At 69.7% G+C, this 14,562-nt stretch carries 15 protein-coding genes; 8 read left to right on the top strand and 7 right to left on the bottom strand.

Annotation, left to right across the window (positions count from 1 at the left end; genetic code table 11):
- Positions 1 to 28: 28 nt before the first annotated feature.
- The gene (locus AB0E90_RS44210) at positions 29 to 1,066 is read left to right on the top strand and encodes a hypothetical protein (protein WP_360418351.1); all 1,038 of its coding nucleotides are present in this window, start codon (positions 29 to 31) and stop codon (positions 1,064 to 1,066) included.
- 86 nt (positions 1,067 to 1,152) lie between these two features.
- Positions 1,153 to 1,371: a hypothetical protein gene (locus AB0E90_RS44205; protein ID WP_360418350.1), complete on the top strand. Its 219-nt coding sequence runs from the start codon at positions 1,153 to 1,155 to the stop codon at positions 1,369 to 1,371.
- Between the two features lie 70 nt (positions 1,372 to 1,441).
- Here the strand turns inward: AB0E90_RS44205 and AB0E90_RS44200 are convergent, their stop codons facing one another.
- From AB0E90_RS44200 to AB0E90_RS44190, 3 genes are read right to left on the bottom strand one after another with little or no spacing between them, the layout of a single operon-like run.
- The gene (locus AB0E90_RS44200; protein WP_360418349.1) at positions 1,442 to 2,392 is read right to left on the bottom strand and encodes a sensor histidine kinase; all 951 of its coding nucleotides are present in this window, start codon (positions 2,390 to 2,392) and stop codon (positions 1,442 to 1,444) included.
- Positions 2,389 to 3,189 (bottom strand): MEDS domain-containing protein, encoded by an 801-nt coding sequence (locus AB0E90_RS44195; protein WP_360418348.1) that lies wholly within the window; start codon positions 3,187 to 3,189, stop codon positions 2,389 to 2,391. The genes AB0E90_RS44200 and AB0E90_RS44195 overlap by 4 nt, the downstream gene beginning before the upstream one ends.
- Before the next feature lie 24 nt (positions 3,190 to 3,213).
- Positions 3,214 to 3,993: an SDR family oxidoreductase gene (locus AB0E90_RS44190; protein WP_360418347.1), complete on the bottom strand. Its 780-nt coding sequence runs from the start codon at positions 3,991 to 3,993 to the stop codon at positions 3,214 to 3,216.
- A 71-nt stretch (positions 3,994 to 4,064) separates the two neighbouring features.
- On the opposite strand from AB0E90_RS44190, the gene AB0E90_RS44185 reads away from it, so the two are divergent.
- Positions 4,065 to 5,798, top strand: a complete 1,734-nt coding sequence (locus AB0E90_RS44185) for a pyruvate dehydrogenase (protein ID WP_360418346.1) — start codon at positions 4,065 to 4,067, stop codon at positions 5,796 to 5,798.
- On the opposite strand, the gene AB0E90_RS44180 is transcribed toward AB0E90_RS44185, so the two are convergent.
- Positions 5,795 to 6,790 (bottom strand): acyl-CoA desaturase, encoded by a 996-nt coding sequence (locus tag AB0E90_RS44180; RefSeq protein WP_360418345.1) that lies wholly within the window; start codon positions 6,788 to 6,790, stop codon positions 5,795 to 5,797. The two genes, AB0E90_RS44185 and AB0E90_RS44180, sit on opposite strands and share 4 nt — an antisense overlap.
- A 109-nt stretch (positions 6,791 to 6,899) precedes the next feature.
- Here AB0E90_RS44180 and AB0E90_RS44175 point away from each other — a divergent pair, with 109 nt between their 5' ends.
- Positions 6,900 to 8,186, top strand: coding sequence for a sensor histidine kinase (locus tag AB0E90_RS44175; protein ID WP_360418344.1), 1,287 nt, complete (start codon positions 6,900 to 6,902; stop codon positions 8,184 to 8,186).
- Positions 8,138 to 8,773 (top strand): response regulator transcription factor, encoded by a 636-nt coding sequence (locus AB0E90_RS44170; RefSeq protein ID WP_360418343.1) that lies wholly within the window; start codon positions 8,138 to 8,140, stop codon positions 8,771 to 8,773. Before AB0E90_RS44175 ends, AB0E90_RS44170 begins: the two co-directional genes overlap by 49 nt.
- On the opposite strand, the gene AB0E90_RS44165 is transcribed toward AB0E90_RS44170, so the two are convergent.
- Both AB0E90_RS44165 and AB0E90_RS44160 read right to left on the bottom strand, forming a co-directional pair.
- Positions 8,763 to 9,689 carry a DUF6282 family protein gene (locus AB0E90_RS44165; RefSeq protein ID WP_360418342.1) on the bottom strand — a complete coding sequence of 309 codons (927 nt, stop codon included), beginning with the start codon at positions 9,687 to 9,689 and terminating at the stop codon, positions 8,763 to 8,765. The genes AB0E90_RS44170 and AB0E90_RS44165 overlap by 11 nt on opposite strands.
- Positions 9,686 to 10,342 carry a GntR family transcriptional regulator gene (locus AB0E90_RS44160; protein WP_360418341.1) on the bottom strand — a complete coding sequence of 219 codons (657 nt, stop codon included), beginning with the start codon at positions 10,340 to 10,342 and terminating at the stop codon, positions 9,686 to 9,688. The genes AB0E90_RS44165 and AB0E90_RS44160 overlap by 4 nt, the downstream gene beginning before the upstream one ends.
- A gap of 305 nt (positions 10,343 to 10,647) precedes the next feature.
- Between AB0E90_RS44160 and AB0E90_RS44155 the strand changes: the two genes are divergently transcribed.
- From AB0E90_RS44155 to AB0E90_RS44145, 3 genes are read left to right on the top strand one after another with little or no spacing between them, the layout of a single operon-like run.
- Positions 10,648 to 11,679 carry an ABC transporter substrate-binding protein gene (locus AB0E90_RS44155; protein ID WP_360418340.1) on the top strand — a complete coding sequence of 344 codons (1,032 nt, stop codon included), beginning with the start codon at positions 10,648 to 10,650 and terminating at the stop codon, positions 11,677 to 11,679.
- Between the two features lie 60 nt (positions 11,680 to 11,739).
- Complete coding sequence (locus AB0E90_RS44150) at positions 11,740 to 12,528, top strand: ABC transporter permease (RefSeq protein WP_360418339.1); 789 nt, start codon at positions 11,740 to 11,742, stop codon at positions 12,526 to 12,528.
- A 15-nt stretch (positions 12,529 to 12,543) separates the two neighbouring features.
- Entirely contained in the window at positions 12,544 to 13,314 is a 771-nt protein-coding gene (locus AB0E90_RS44145) for an ABC transporter ATP-binding protein (protein ID WP_360418338.1), read from the top strand.
- Between the two features lie 195 nt (positions 13,315 to 13,509).
- Here AB0E90_RS44145 and AB0E90_RS44140 read toward each other — a convergent pair whose 3' ends face one another.
- On the bottom strand, positions 13,510 to 14,547 hold the full coding sequence (locus tag AB0E90_RS44140; RefSeq protein ID WP_360418337.1) for an oxidoreductase: 1,038 nt from the start codon (positions 14,545 to 14,547) through the stop codon (positions 13,510 to 13,512).
- Between the last annotated feature and the right edge of the window lie 15 nt (positions 14,548 to 14,562).

Genomic DNA, 14,562 nt, shown 5'->3' with positions numbered 1-14,562 from the left:
ACCGCGACCCGAGGAGGGAAAGCAGCGGATGGATTCACGCGAGGGAGGCACCGTGCCCCCGAATTCGGTGGAGGCGCGATGGATCCGCGCCGCCCTGACGAGCGACGGCCCGGAGCGCAGACGGATCGCTCGCGAGGAGCTGCCCGGTGGACCGCCGTTGCAGGTGATTCCCATCGCGTGTGCGGTGGCGGCCCGCCGGCTGTTCGGTCCGCAGTGGGATCGTCGGTTGATCACGACCTTCGCTCAGCGCGTGGTCGATCGAAGCCCGGCGGCCGCTGGGCTGTTGCCTCGGGACGTCGAGTCGGTCCTGCGCGGAATGACGGGGGAGACCGAGCTGCTCACCGGTGTGCCGGGTGAGGCGCTTGCCGAGATTACCCTTGCCTCGCTGCTCGGGCTGGCCGACGAACTGGCGCTGGATGACGAGGGAGTCGACGTCCTGCTGGTAGAGGCCGAGCGGGAGACGGCTGCGGTGGCCGCTGTCGCGGAGCCCCCGGATGCTGACAAGGCTGCGGTGCCTGACGGCGATCGGTGGCGGCGAACCTTTGAGCGCTATCTGAGCAGTGACGACTTCGTGCCGCGGGCCCACCCGGTGGCCCGCCCGCCTCGCCCGTTCCCGGCCGAGAAGGGGCGGTACACCGAACCGGCCTCGAAGGCTGGCCGTTATCTGCGCCACCTGCTGCGCGGCGAGTCCGGGACCGGGCTGCAGGCGAGTGAGGTCCCGCAGGTCGATCTGCTGCGGGTAGCCCGCCTGGCGTTCACGGTTGCGGTGCGGTCGTACTACCTTTACCCCGACCCGGACCTCGCCGAGACCATGGCGCTCGCCTGCGCCACGAAGGCGCACCATTGGCCGGAGCTCAACCTGATGAAGGCGGAATATCTGACACGCACCATTTTCGGCGAGAAGTTGCCACTCGACGGGATCACTAACCGGGATGTCTATCCGTCCTGTGTCTTCATGCTGAACACCATAATCGACGCATGGGACGGTGACGACGCCGCCGTTTGTTCCGTGCTCGCCGACGCTGAGGAGGGTGTGGCACTACGCGGCAACGCCCTCTCGCGCTGACGCTGCCGGCGAATTGGCGGCAACGGACCATAACTCAAACCGTTCCACTTTGACGGACCTCCATGAGGACGCGGGCGGATGAATAAATGGCACTCGATTCGATGACTCCGGAGGAGTTCCGTCAGCTTGCTACGCTTTTGGCGCGGTATGCCACCTCGGAACTAGATCAGTTCGAGCATTGGCGTGTTGAAACACCACATGGCGCCGTATTTATCGATATTTCCCGTGCGGCCCCTGCTGGTTATGAGGCCGCATACGATGTCCTGTGGCCGCTACCGGAACGGCTTGCCTCGCACGAACCCTGATCCAGCACTGTCACCGGCCGGCCAGGCCTCCGACTTCGGGCGGTAACCGTTGCCCGGCTTTCCTTCTCGGTCAGCGTGGGGTGCCGGCGGTCAGGCGGATCGTGAAGCCGTCGGCGTGCCGGTCGAGGGTCACGTGGTTGCAGGACTGGTGGGCGATCCACAGGCCCAGGCCGCCGTTCGCGCCGTCGCCGGTCGGCATCAGGCCGGTGAACGGGTCTTTCGGGCCGGCGCCGGCGTCGGTGACCGACACGACGATGCGGTCGGGGCCGGTCCAGAGCCGCATGCGGACCGGGCCCCGGCCGTGCTTGTGGGCGTTGGCCACCGCCTCGCTGACCGCCACGATGAAGTCGTCGACCTCGTCGGGCGGCAGGTGGCCGCGGTCGGCGTCGCGCACGGCCCGGCGGGCGTCGGACAGGGCCGGATCGACGAGGTCGGCCAGCGGCGCGGTGTGCTCGAGCGGGTCGAGGGCCGGGTGCCGGGGCTCGCTCAGGAACAGGATCGGGTCGGCGAAGGTGTCGCTGGGGTCATGCCGGTCGCCGGGCTGGGCGGTGCGCGGGTGGGTGCGCAGCACGTCGGCCATCGCAGCGGTAGGGGTGGTGCGGGTGTCGTAGGCGCACATGCTCCACAGCGGGAAGTCGTCGTAGGCATGGTTGATGGCCGACTCGTAGCGGGCCCACCAGTCCCAGGTCACGCCGAGCGTGACCGGCGTCAGCTCGCCGAGGATCCGGATCTGGGCCGCGCCGCCGGCGACGTGGCCGGCCAGCATTTTCCGGTACGACCGGATGGTCGCGGCCGGGCGGGAGTAGACCGCGCCTTCGGAGATGTAGGTGACGTCGAGGTCGGGCAGCGCGGCCCGGATCACATCTTCGTGGTGCTCGGCCAGCGCCACCACCGTGGGTTCGCCGGCCGCGACGCCGCCGGTCAGGAACGGAACCGCCTTGGCGAGGAGGTCTTCGTCGGAATCGAAGCAGAGCGCCTCGTGGAAGTAACCGTGGAGCCCGGCGGCGGCGCCGCTCCTCATCGGGTGATCTCCACGCGGACGCCGGGCAGGTCGAGCAGGGCGGCGATACGGGCCGCGACGCCCAGGCGGGTGCGCAGGACGGCGGTCATCCGCTTCGTCTCGGCGAACCGCTGCAGGGTTTGCAGGGATCGGTGGTCGATGAAGTGCAGATCGTCGGCGTCGACGAGCACCTCGCCGCCGACCGGTTCCAGGTCGGTGCGGTGCAGGGCCGCGGTGAACAGGTCTTCTGCTGCCATGTCCAGCTCGCCGGAGAGCACCGCCGAGGCGCGGGTCGGGCCGGCGTGCAACTGGAACGTGACGCCGGCCGCATGGCTCGTCTCGTGCAGGCACGCCAGCTCGGCGACCACCTCGTCGCCCAGCTCGACCCGGTCGTAGGCGCACACGGCGCTCATCGGCGCGATCTTCATGTATCGGCCGATGGAGTATTCGTAGCGGGCGAACGCGTCGCGCTGCTCGCCGGTGCGCACCATCGCGGTGACGTCGGCCGCCACCCGGAAGCCGGTGAAGCCCTCGGCCAGGGCCTGCTCGGTCACCGCGGTGTAGGTTGCCATCTGCTCGGCCGGGTCGATCGCGTCGGTGCCGACGTAGGCGTCGGTGGTGGAGACGACCCGCGCGGCCGTGCCGACACCCCGTAGCCACTCGGCGGTCGCGCCGGCGGAGCGGCCGGTGACATACCAGACCCGCTCCCCGGCGGCGAGGCCCGCGTGCAGGAATTCGCCGGCATATCGGTCGAAGGGGGAGTAATCGTCATAAGACCAACATGCGTGCCCGAAATCGGGCGCGAGATTGGTCGTCATGTGGCAACAGTAAACCCCGCCCGATCAGGTCGTCACGTTCAACCAGCCGCCGTCGACGTAATAGGTGGAGCCCACGGTGTAGGACGCGCGCTCCGAGCAGAGGAAGACGAACAGGTCGGCAATCTCCTCCGGGGTGCCGAACCGGCCGATCGGCGCGTTATCCGTGGCGATCTTCTCCAGGTACTGCTCCCAGGTCTGCTCGGTGCCCTCGGTGAGCAGCTTCGCGGTCTTGACCCAGTCGCCGGTCAGCACCAGGCCGGGGTTCACCGCGTTCACCCGGATGTTGTCGCCGATCAACTCGTTGGCCAGGCACTTCGAGAACATGACCAGAGCCGCCTTGGTCACGTTGTAGATCGGCTCGTAGCCCAGCGGCTGGGTCGCGCAGATCGACGCGTTCTGCAGGATCACCCCGCCGCCGCGCGTGCGCATGCCGGGCACCAGCGCGCGGGCCAGCCGGACCGCGGCCATCACGTGCAGGTCCCAGTACCACTGCCAGCGGTCGTCCGCCGCCGTCATGATCTTCTCTTCGCTGCCGGTGCCGGCGTTGTTGATCAGGATGTCGGCGCCGCCGAACTCCTCCTCCACGGCCGCGGCCACCCGGGCCGCGTCGGCCGGGACGGTCAGATCGGCCGGGACGGCCAGGACGCGTACGCCCGGAAAAGCAAGCGACCGCAAGCGCTCCTCGTCGCGTGCCACCAGAGCCAGGTTGACGCCCTCGGCCGCCAGGCCGTGGGCGATCGCCTGACCGATGCCGGCGCTTCCGCCGGTGATTACCGCGACCTTGCCGGTGAGACGCAGATCCATCAGCTTCTCCGTTCCGCGGGTGGGAAAGGGGGTATGACGACAACGGTTACATGATGGGCGGGAGGCTCGCGGTGTTCGGGAAAAAGCAGACAGTTGCCGATCAGTTGGTCGAGGTGCTGGTGCAGTCGGGGGTGCGCCGGATCTACGGGATCGTGGGGGACAGCCTCAACTCGCTGAGCGACGCCATCCGCCGCAACGACGAGATCGAATGGGTGCACGTGCACAACGAGGAGGCGGCGGCCTTCGCGGCGTCGGCGGAGGCGCAGCTCACCGGCAAGCTCGCGGTCTGCGCCGGCAGTTGTGGCCCCGGCAACACCCACCTCATCCAGGGTGTCTTCGACGCGCACCGGTCCGGCGCGCCGGTGCTGGCGATCGCCTCGCACATCGTCTCGACCGAGATCGGCACCGGTTTCTTCCAGGAGACCGACCCGAAGCGGCTCTTCGAGCAGGCCAGCCACTGGACCGAGATGCTGTCGACGCCGGAGCAGATGCCGCGGATGGCGCGAGTGGGCATCCAGGCCGCGGTCGGCAAGCTGGGCGCGGCGGTGCTGGTCGTGCCGGGTGACGTGCTGGAGGCGGACGCCGCCAACGAGACCGGGACCGGCTATCCGATGGCCGGCCGGGTGCTCGGCGCGCCGCCGGCCGACGTGATCGACGCCCTCGCTGAGCGGATCAACGCGGCTTCCAGCGTGGCCATTTTCGGCGGGATCGGATGCGCGGGCGCCCGCGAGGAGGTGCTGGCCCTGGCGGAGAGGGTCAACGCGCCGGTCGGGCACAGCCTGCGGGGCAAGGAGTCGCTGCAGTACGACAACCCGTACGACGTGGGCATGTCGGGTTTGCTGGGTTATGGCTCGTGTTACGAGGCGTGCCACGAGGCCGACCTGCTCCTGCTGCTCGGCACCGACTTCCCCTACCGGCAGTTTCTGCCGCAGAAGAACACCGTGCAGATCGACATCGACCCGTCCCGCCTGGGCCGGCGCACCGCCCTCGAGATGGGCGTGGCCGGCGACGTCGGCGCGACGATCCGGGCGCTGCTGCCGAAACTCGAGCCGAAGAAGCGCGACTTCCTCGACAAGATGCTGCACAAGCACTCGAAAGAGCTGGACCGGGTGGTCGACGCCTACACCCACGACGTGGAGAACATGACGCCGATCCACCCCGAGTACGTCGCCCGGGTGCTCGACGAGGAGGCCGCCGCCGACGCGATCTTCACCGCCGACACCGGCATGTGCTGCTCATGGATCGCGCGTTACATCAGCCCGAACGGCCGCCGCCGGCTGCTCGGCTCGTGGGTGCACGGCACGATGGCGAACGCCCTGCCGCAGGCTCTCGGCGCGCAGATGCTCGACCGCGACCGGCAGGTGGTGTCGATGTCGGGCGACGGCGGGCTGGCCATGCTGCTCGGCGAGCTGCTCACCGCCCGCACCCACGGGCTGCCGGTCAAGGTGGTCGTCTTCAACAACTCGAGCCTCGGCATGGTGCGCCTGGAGATGCTGGTGGCCGGCGACCCGCCCTTCGAGACCGACCACGACAGCGTCGACTTCGCGGCGATCGCCCGCGCGATGGGCTTCCACGCCGTGCGCGTGGAGAAGCCCACCGAGCTGCGCAGCGCGTTGCGCGGGGTGCTGGACCACGACGGGCCGGCCCTGCTCGACGTCGTCACCGACCCGGACGCGCTGGAGCTGCCGCCGCACATCACCAAGGAGGAGGCCGGCGGTTTCGCCCTGGCGATGGGCCGGACCGTCCTCTCCGGCGGGGTGGGTCAGATGGCGCATCTCGCCAAGGCCAATCTGCGCAACATCTAGCGCTGCCGCAGCTCGGCGCCCACGTCGTGCAGGTGCCGTAAGGCTTGGGCGTACGAGTCGGTCAGTGACGTGATCTCGTAGGGCACGCCGATCTCCGCGCAGTGACCCTGGACGATCGGCTGTGCCCGGCGCAGGTTCGGTGTCGGCATGGCCGGGAACAGGTGGTGCTCGATCTGGTAGTTGAGGCCGCCCAGCGCCGTGTCGACCAGCCAGCCGCCGCGGACGTTGCGCGAGGTCAGCACCTGCTTGCGGAAGAAGTCCTCGGTGCCGTCCGGGTGCGGCATGCCCTTGTGGTTGGGCGCGAACGTCATGCCCAGGTAGACCCCGAACACCGCGTGGTGCACCGCGAAGAACGCGAGCGCCTGCAGCGGGGACAGCACCAGCAGCAGCGCCGACACATAGAGGAGCAGGTGAGCCGCCAGCAGCACGCTCTCGACGCCGCGCTTCTTCACCGTGCCGGTGCGCAGCGCCTTGATGCTGTCCCGGCGCAGCGAGATGCCGAGCAGGGTGAGCAGCGGAAAGAAGAAGTACGCCTGGTAGCGGATGAGGAACCCTTTGCCGCGCGCGGCCTCCCGGCTCCACACCAGCACGCCCGGCCCGACATCCGGGTCGAGGTCGTCGTGGTTCGGGTTGGCGTGGTGCTTGGTGTGCTTGTCCATCCAGTAGCCGTAGGACATGCCGATCGCCAGGTTGCCGGCGATCAGGCCGGCCCGGCGGCTCGGCGCGTTGGTGCGGAACACCTGCCGGTGGGCCAGGTCGTGAGCCACCAGCGCGAGCTGGGCGAACACCACCCCCAGGAACACGGCCACGGCCAGGGTCCACCAGGACGCGCCGATCAGGAAAAATGCCGCCCAGCCGGCGGTCAGGGCGGTGGCCACCGCACCGAGGCGCACGGCGTAATAGGCCGGCCGCCGGTCCAGCAGCCCGGCCGCGTTGATGCGGCGGGCCAGCTCCGCGAAGTCGGTGCGCGGCCGTTCGGTTGTGGTCGTCATGCCGGTAAAGCAAACCCGTTGCGCGCCCCGAAGTCAGGAGTGCCAGTGCTACTTCATTGGTAGTGCTAGCACTACTGAGTTTCGGCCGCCGAGCCGCCAGGATGGAACCATGGAATCGAGAGACTGGATTCGCGACGGGTTGCGGGCGGTGGCCGGTGGAGTGCTCTCGATCCCCCTCGCGATCGCCAACCTCGCGTTGCTCGTCCTCTTCCTCGTCGCGCTCGTGATGACCCCGGTTCTGGGCCTCGGCCTGGTCCAGTTGCCCCTGGTCACCAACCTGCTCCGGCTGCGAGCCGACGCCACCCGGCGCATCGCCGCGTGGCACGGCGTGCCGATCGAGCGCCCCTACCGGCCCCGCCCGGCAACGGCGGGCCCGATCGGCTGGGGCGCCTACCGGTGGATCGTCACCGACCCGGCCACCTGGCGTGATCTGGCCTGGCTGCTGCCCGGCGCGATCGTCGGCCTCGTTCTCGGCATCGCGTCGCTGGCCATCCCGATCTACGGGGTGGAGGGCATCACGCTCCTGCCACTGTGGATCTGGCTGGGCACCGGGTCATTTGGCTACGGCGTGATCTGGCCGTTCGAGACGGTCAGCCAGGGCATGCTCTCGCTGCCGCAGGGCGCGCTGTTCCTGGCGATCGGCCTGGCCGTGGCGCCCTATCTGCGGCGTTACGACGCGCTGTTCGCCCGGCTGCTGCTCGCGCCGACCAGCAACGCCCGGCTGCGGGCCCGGGTCGCCCACCTCTCCTACAGCCGGGCCGACACGGTCGACGCCCAGGCCGCCGAGCTGCGCCGCATCGAGCGCGACCTGCACGACGGCGCCCAGGCCCGGCTGGTCGCGCTGGGCATGACCATCGGGCTGGCCGAGGAGCTCGTCGGCCACGACCCGGAAGCCGCTCGCCGGCTGCTCGCCGAGGCCCGGGAAAACAGCACCACCGCCCTGGTCGAGCTGCGCCACCTGGTGCGCGGCATCCACCCGCCGGTGCTGGCCGAGCGCGGTCTCGACGGCGCGGTCCGGGCGCTCGCGCTCACGATGCGGCTGCCGACCAGCGTCGATTCCGACGTGACCGGGCGGCTCGACACCCCGGTCGAGTCGGCGGCCTATTTCGCGGTCGCCGAGGCGCTGACCAACGCGACCGTGCACAGCGGGGCCAACGTCGCCTACGTGAGCATGCACCGCGACGACGGCACCCTGCGTCTCGAGGTGGGCGACGACGGCCACGGCGGCGCCGACCCCGGCCGCGGCACCGGGCTGGCCGGCATCACCCGCCGGCTCGGCGCGTTCGATGGCACGATGACGCTGTCCAGCCCGCCCGGCGGGCCGACCATCGTGACCATGGAGCTGCCGTGCACGTTGTCATCGCCGAGGACCACGCTCTCCTCCGGGACGGGCTGACCCGCCTGCTGGAGGCGTTCAAGTTCGAGGTCGTCGCGACCGTCGACAACGGGCCCGCGCTGCTGCCGGCGTTGCTCGACCACAAGCCGGACGTCGCGGTCGTCGACGTCCGGCTCCCGCCGACCTACACCGACGAGGGCCTGCAGGCGGCGATCGCGGCCCGCACCGCCGTGCCCGGCCTGCCGATCCTGGTGCTGTCGCAGCACGTCGAGCCGCTGTACGCGCGTGAGCTGCTCGGCGACCGTAACGGCGGCGTCGGCTACCTGTTGAAGGACCGGGTCTCCGACGTCGCCCAGTTCATCGACGCGGTGCGGCAGGTCGCGGACGGCGGCACGGTGATGGACCCGGAGGTCGTGGCCCAGCTCCTCGAACGCAGCCGCCCGCTCGACGTGCTCACCGCACGCGAGCGGGAGGTGCTCGGCGAGATGGCGGCTGGGCGCTCGAACGCGGCGATCGCGGCCCGGCTGTTCGTGACGGAGAAAGCCGTCAGCAAACACATCAACAACATCTTCACCAAGCTCGGCCTGCCGCCGTCCGACGACGACAACCGCCGCGTGCTGGCGGTCCTGGCCTATCTCAATGCTTAGGCTCCAAAGCGAGGAAGCGGGAGTTCGTCACGGCCATCTCGCGGATCTCCTCGGCGGTGAAGCCGGCTTCCAGCAGGCGATCCGCGAACAGCGCCAGCCCGTCCTCGACCGGCGGGTTGAACGGCTGCCCGAGGTCGCTGGAGAGCACCGAGTGCGAAGGCCCGACCGCCCGGATGTTGGCGAACAGGTCCTCCCAGGAGACCTTGCCGGTGTAGGGCGTCGTGAAGCACCGCTCCAGCAGCGCCCCCTCGGCCGCCAGCTCCTGCTGCTGCGGCACGGTGAGGCGTTGTGAGGTGAATTCCGGGTGGGTGACGACCACCCGGCGTACCCCCTCCTGCTTGGCCGCCTTGACCACCGCGAGGATCTCCGGAGCCGAAAGGTGGCCGGTGGCCAGCACCATGTCGTGCCGGGCGATCACCCGCAGCACCTTGCGCACCTGCTCGAGGACCTCGCCGTCGGGGGAGATGACCTCGACCACGTCCGGCACGATGCCCTGCGCGTGCAGGTCGGCCTGGAGCGCGCCCCACATGGCCGGCTTGCTGCCGGGCAGGTCGGCGGCGGTGCTGCCGCGCTGGTTGCGCGAGTCGACGGTGGGCATCCAGACGATCCGGCCACCGAGCCGGCCGGCGATCTCCACGGCCGCGGGGTTCATCCCGCCCATCGAACCGTTCAGCGTGATCGCGCCGAGCACGTCGACCCCGGGCACGGCCGTGCGCACGACCGTCGCCCGCTCCGCGGTGGTGACGTAGTGCGACTTCAGCACGAACCCGGCCAGCCCGACCTCAAGAAAGCGGGCGGCCAGGGACAGGTCGTCGATCCGTCGCTCCATCACATCGGGGGCGATGTGCACGTGGGTGTCGTAACCCCCGGCGACGATCTCGCGGGCGGCTTCGGACGGGACAGGGTGCTCGCTCATGACTCTCCAGTAGGACGTCGGCGGGCGACGTGGGACAACGCCGCCTCCACATGACTCAGGTGATGCCGCATCGCCGCCTCGGCGGCGTCCGGGTCGCGGCCGGCGATGGCCTGCACGATCGCGGTGTGCTCGGCCAGTGAGTGCGCGGACCGGCCGGGCACGAGGATCGTCCGGAACTGGAACCGCACCATCTGCGCGCGCAGGCCGGCGATCAGCCGGGCCGCGGTCTCGTGCCGGGCCGCCGAGATGATCGCGGCGTGCAGCGACGCGTTCCCTTCCGAGTAGCCGAGCAGGTCGCCGTCGGCGATCTTGTCGGCCATCCCGGCCAGGATCCGGCGAATCGCGGTGATCTCCCGGGCGGTGGCGTGCACGGCGGCCTGCCGCGCGGTCAGGGCTTCGAGCACCGCCCGCGTCTGCAGGATCTCCACCGCCTCGGCGTCGGTGACGACCCGGACCCGGGCGCCCCGGTGCGGGGTCAGCACGACCACGCCGTCCTGCCCGAGGCGGACCAGCGCAACGCGCACGATCGCCCGGGTGACCTGTAATCGCTCGGCCAGATCGGTCTCGACGAGGCGTTCGTTCGGCATCAGTTCGCCGGTGAAGATCAGGGACCGCAGCCGCTCGTAGGTGTCGTCGACGGCAGGCGACGTCACGGAAGATGATCTCCCTCGGGGCTGGGCATCGAATTGCAAACAATCTTGTGCACAGCATCACAAGCGGCCCGATCACTGTCAACCGTCGCGTGACCTGCGTCGATGTCCATTTCGGAAGGCAGTGGCCAGTATATGGCGGTCGTTTTACCCGAAAAGAGCGCCATGACAGGTGATCAACCCTGCTCTACGATCGCGCTCGGACGTCGACCCGGACGGACGAACGTCACTTGACGCACCGTCCATGCAGGTCAGACGAACAGTCATCGCCGCCGATCGGACCGGCGGATTCTCAGGAGGCTTTCAGGATGTTCAGACGCTCTCGCGTGGTGGCGGCTACGCTGCTTGCCGCGGTGCTCGTGACGGCCAGTGCTTGCTCCAAAGACGACAGCAACAGCGGTGGCAGCACCGTTTCCGGGTCGGGCGGCGACCTCAAGAAGGTCACCTACGTGACGGCGTTCGGCGCCGTGGGCCGTGACTCCTTCGTATGGGTGGCGAAGGAGAAGGGCTTCTTCAAGGACGCCGGCATCGACGTCGACATCCAGAAGGGCGCCGGCAACGTCCAGAACCTCACGCTGATCAAGTCGGGCGGGGCGCAGTTCGCCGCCCTCGACTTCACCGGTGCCGAGATCCAGGCCGGCCTCGGCAAGTTCACCAACTGGCGGGCGGTCGCCGCGATCCACCAGCAGACGCTGGTGTCCATCATGACCACCGCGGACACCAAGATCACCAAGCCGACCGACCTGACCGGCAAGACCATCGCCACCGCCAAGGGCTCGGTGAGCGAGCTGCTGTTCCCGGCGTACGCGAAGCAGGCCGGCTTCGACGCCAAGACGGTGACGATCCAGGGCGCCCAGACCACCGCGCTCAACGGCCTGATGGCGCAGCGCAAGGTGGACGCGCTGTCGACCTTCCTGCTCAGCAAGAAGGCCCTGGAGACCGCCTCCAAGAAGGAGGTCACCGTCCTGCCGTACAGCGAGTACCTGTCCGACCTGTTCGGCAACGCGATCATCGCCCGCGAGGAGACGATCGCCAGCGACAAGGACCTGGTGAAGAAGTTCACCGACGCCGCCATGAAGGGCCTGCAGTACACCCTCGACCACCCGGACGAGGCCGCGGCCATCCTGAACAAGGCCGAGCCGACCGCCGCGGTGCCGGCTGCCATCGGTGAGATCAACGCGATGAAGCCGTACGTCTCGCCGCCGAACGGCGCGCCGCTCGGCCACCTCGACCAGGAGCGGGTGGCTCGCAGCATCGCGGTCCTGCAGGGCAACGGCCTGATGCCGGCCGGTCTCACGCCGGACAAGATCGTCGACTTCAGCTTCATCCCGGCCAGCTGATCCACTGCGCGGGGCGGGTAAGATCCCGCCCCGCGCACGCTCTACACAGGAGCCCCGAACATGACGGACCTCGAGGCCGGCTCGCGGACATCGCGAGTGTGGGCCAACGCGATACTTCCGATCCTCGGCGTCGTCATCACGATCGCGGTGTGGTGGGGGATCACGGCGGCGTTCCACATCGACTCGTTCTACGTGCCGTCGCCCGTCGACGTGGTCGACTCGTTCATGCGTACGCCGCAATTTCTTCTGCAGGAAACCTGGACCACCCTGCAGCGTGTGCTGATCGGCTTCGTGATCGCCGTGGCCGGAGGCCTCGCGATCGCGGTCACCCTGGCCACGTCGCGCATCATCGAACGGATGGCGCTGCCGGTCCTCGCCGCGGTCAACGCGGTGCCGAAAGTGGCGCTCGCGCCGCTGCTGCTGGTCTGGATGGGCTTCGGCGACAGCCCGAAGATCGTCATGGTGGTGCTGGTCAGCTTCTTCCCGGTGATCGTCTCGACCATGGCCGGGCTCACCTCCACCCCCGCCGACCTGCTCGAACTGGCCCGCTCGCTGAAGGCGTCGTGGTGGCAGACGTTCGTCAAGGTGCGGCTCACCTGGGCGCTGCCGCAGGTCTTCGTCGGCCTCAAGGTCGCGACCCCGCTGGCCATCATCGGCGCGGTGATCGGCGAGGTGGTCAACCCCGACCACGGCCTCGGCTCGGTGATCGCCGGCTCGGGCGCCTCCAACGACACCCCACTCGCGTTCGCCGCCCTGGTCCTGCTCGCGATCATGGGCGTCGTCCTGTTCTACCTGGTAGCCGGGGTCGAGCGCCTGCTCATCCCGTGGGCCCGGGCCATCTCCTCCTGACGAATGAGGACTCAGATGATCACCATCGACGGCGTATCGCAGACGTTCAAGGGTCGCTCCGGCCCGGTCGAGGCGATCCGGGACATCAACCTGAGCGTCGGCGAGGGCGAGTTCCTCACCGTGATCGGCCGTTCCGGCTGCGGCAAGTCGACCCTGCTGCGCATGGTCGCCGGCCTGCTCAAGCCCACGAGGGGCGAGGTTCGGGTGGCCGGCGAGCTGGTCCGCGAGCCCCGCCGCGACGTGGCGATGGTCTTCCAGAAGCCGGCCCTGCTGCCGTGGCGCTCGGTCGAGGACAATCTGCTGCTGCCGGTGGAGATCTTCGGCTGGCGCAAGGCCGACTACCGGGCTCAGGCCGGCCGCCTCCTGGAGATGACCGGCCTGACCGCCTTCCGCAAACGGCTCCCGCACGAGCTCTCCGGCGGCATGCAGCAGCGGGTCTCGCTCTGTCGCGCGCTGATCCAGAGCCCCAAGGTCATGCTGATGGACGAGCCGTTCTCGGCGCTGGACGCGCTGACCCGCGAGGAGTTGGCGGTCGAACTCCAGCGCATCCACATGGAGCTGGGCACCACGATCATCTTCGTGACCCACTCGATCCAGGAAGCGGTCCTGCTCGCCGACCGGGTCGCGGTCCTGAGCTCCCGGCCCGGCCAACTGCGCCGCCTGGTCGAGATCCCGATCCCGCGCCCCCGCTCTTTCGGCCACAACGCCCACCTCGACCAGGTCGCGAGCGTCTCCGCCGAACTGCATTCCCTCCTGCTGAACGACACCCACCTACCAACCCATTAGGGATACGGCGTCGGGGCCCCCAACCGCACGCAGCGCGAACCCCGCCTCCGGCGGCTGCCGCCGCGACCCGAGCGCCGGGTCACGGCACGCAGCGCGCCTTTCGCGTGAGGCGGTTGCCCCCATCTCGCCTCGATCTTGGAGATTTGGTGTTCGGGCTCCGCCCCAACTCGCCAAGATCGGCCCGTGTCGCGGGGGTCAGTGCCAGCGGAGCGTTGCTACCCGTCCCTGTTCGCCGGAGGCCCAGCAGGCGCCGTCCGCGGCGCACAGAACTGCGTCGAAGCTGCCGGTGTCGAAACGCTTCCAGGTTTTGCCGCTGTCCAGCGTCAGGTCGCTTCCCGTGGGGCCTACCGCCAGTGCGGCCGGGCCGTGGCCGATCCAGGTCGCGCCGGAGCGGTATTCGCCGGGGACCGTGCGGGCCACCGTCCAGGTGTGGCCACGCAGGTAAGCGGCGCCGGACGGCGCCGCGGTCGGGGCCGCGTAGTCGCCGCCGACCGCCAGGCCGTGGGTGCGGTCGCGGAAGGCCAGGCTGTAGATGCCGGCGCTCGGGCCGCTCGGGATCGGGGTCGCGGTCACCGACCAGGTGCGGCCGCCATCGGCCGACGAGAAGACGCGGGACGAGGCGCCGCCGCCGGTCGCGAACCACGCCTGGCCGGCCGCCGACACCAGGCAGGTGCCGCTGGCGGCGAAGGCGAACTCGCCGTCCAGTGCGGCCGGCATGCCGGCCGGGGAGCGCACCGCCCACGTCCGGCCGCCGTCGCTGGTGGCGAGGATGCGGAACTTGCCGTCGACCGGGTCGGACAGCGCCAGTCCGTGCCGGCGGTCGAGGAAGGTCACGCAGTCGTAGAACGCGTTCGGGTCGTCGTTGCGGAACGTCTCGGACCAGGAGCGGCCGCCGTCCGCGGTGGCGTACAGCCGGGAGTCCGGGCCGTTTCCGATGGTCAGCGCGACGGCGCTGCGTGCGTCGAACGCCTCGATGTCGCGGAACTGCAGGGCGGCCGCGTCGGCCGGGCCGACCGACTGCCAGGCGCGCCCGCCGTCGGTCGTGCGCAGGATCGTGCCCTCGGTGCCGGCCACCCACGCCACCCGGTCGCTGACCGGCGCCAGCCCGCGGAACCGCACGGTGGTCTGGGTATCGGTCAGCTGCCACCGCGGCTGCTCGTGCGTGAAGCCGGCGACCGAACCGAGCACCGCCAGCGCGACAACCCCCATCGACAACTTTCGCTGCAACGTCATGAACGCAAGCTACCG

Source organism: Actinoplanes sp. NPDC026619 (genome assembly GCF_040638295.1).
Lineage (GTDB): Bacteria > Actinomycetota > Actinomycetes > Mycobacteriales > Micromonosporaceae > Actinoplanes.
The sequence above is the reverse complement of the archived record's forward strand: the minus strand, read 5'-3'. Positions and strand labels throughout refer to the sequence as shown.

Excerpts from the sequence above, each read along its gene's own strand:
- AB0E90_RS44205 (WP_360418350.1), top strand. The coding sequence starts at position 1,153 with ATGGCACTCGATTCGATGACTCCGGAGGAGTTCCGTCAGCTTGCTACG.
- AB0E90_RS44150 (WP_360418339.1), top strand. The coding sequence starts at position 11,740 with ATGACGGACCTCGAGGCCGGCTCGCGGACATCGCGAGTGTGGGCCAAC.
- AB0E90_RS44165 (WP_360418342.1), bottom strand. The coding sequence starts at position 9,689 with ATGAGCGAGCACCCTGTCCCGTCCGAAGCCGCCCGCGAGATCGTCGCC.
- AB0E90_RS44175 (WP_360418344.1), top strand. The coding sequence starts at position 6,900 with ATGGAATCGAGAGACTGGATTCGCGACGGGTTGCGGGCGGTGGCCGGT.
- AB0E90_RS44155 (WP_360418340.1), top strand. The coding sequence starts at position 10,648 with ATGTTCAGACGCTCTCGCGTGGTGGCGGCTACGCTGCTTGCCGCGGTG.
- AB0E90_RS44190 (WP_360418347.1), bottom strand. The coding sequence starts at position 3,993 with ATGGATCTGCGTCTCACCGGCAAGGTCGCGGTAATCACCGGCGGAAGC.
- AB0E90_RS44200 (WP_360418349.1), bottom strand. The coding sequence starts at position 2,392 with ATGAGGAGCGGCGCCGCCGCCGGGCTCCACGGTTACTTCCACGAGGCG.
- AB0E90_RS44210 (WP_360418351.1), top strand. The coding sequence starts at position 29 with ATGGATTCACGCGAGGGAGGCACCGTGCCCCCGAATTCGGTGGAGGCG.
- AB0E90_RS44180 (WP_360418345.1), bottom strand. The coding sequence starts at position 6,790 with ATGACGACCACAACCGAACGGCCGCGCACCGACTTCGCGGAGCTGGCC.
- AB0E90_RS44195 (WP_360418348.1), bottom strand. The coding sequence starts at position 3,189 with ATGACGACCAATCTCGCGCCCGATTTCGGGCACGCATGTTGGTCTTAT.
- AB0E90_RS44145 (WP_360418338.1), top strand. The coding sequence starts at position 12,544 with ATGATCACCATCGACGGCGTATCGCAGACGTTCAAGGGTCGCTCCGGC.
- AB0E90_RS44140 (WP_360418337.1), bottom strand. The coding sequence starts at position 14,547 with ATGACGTTGCAGCGAAAGTTGTCGATGGGGGTTGTCGCGCTGGCGGTG.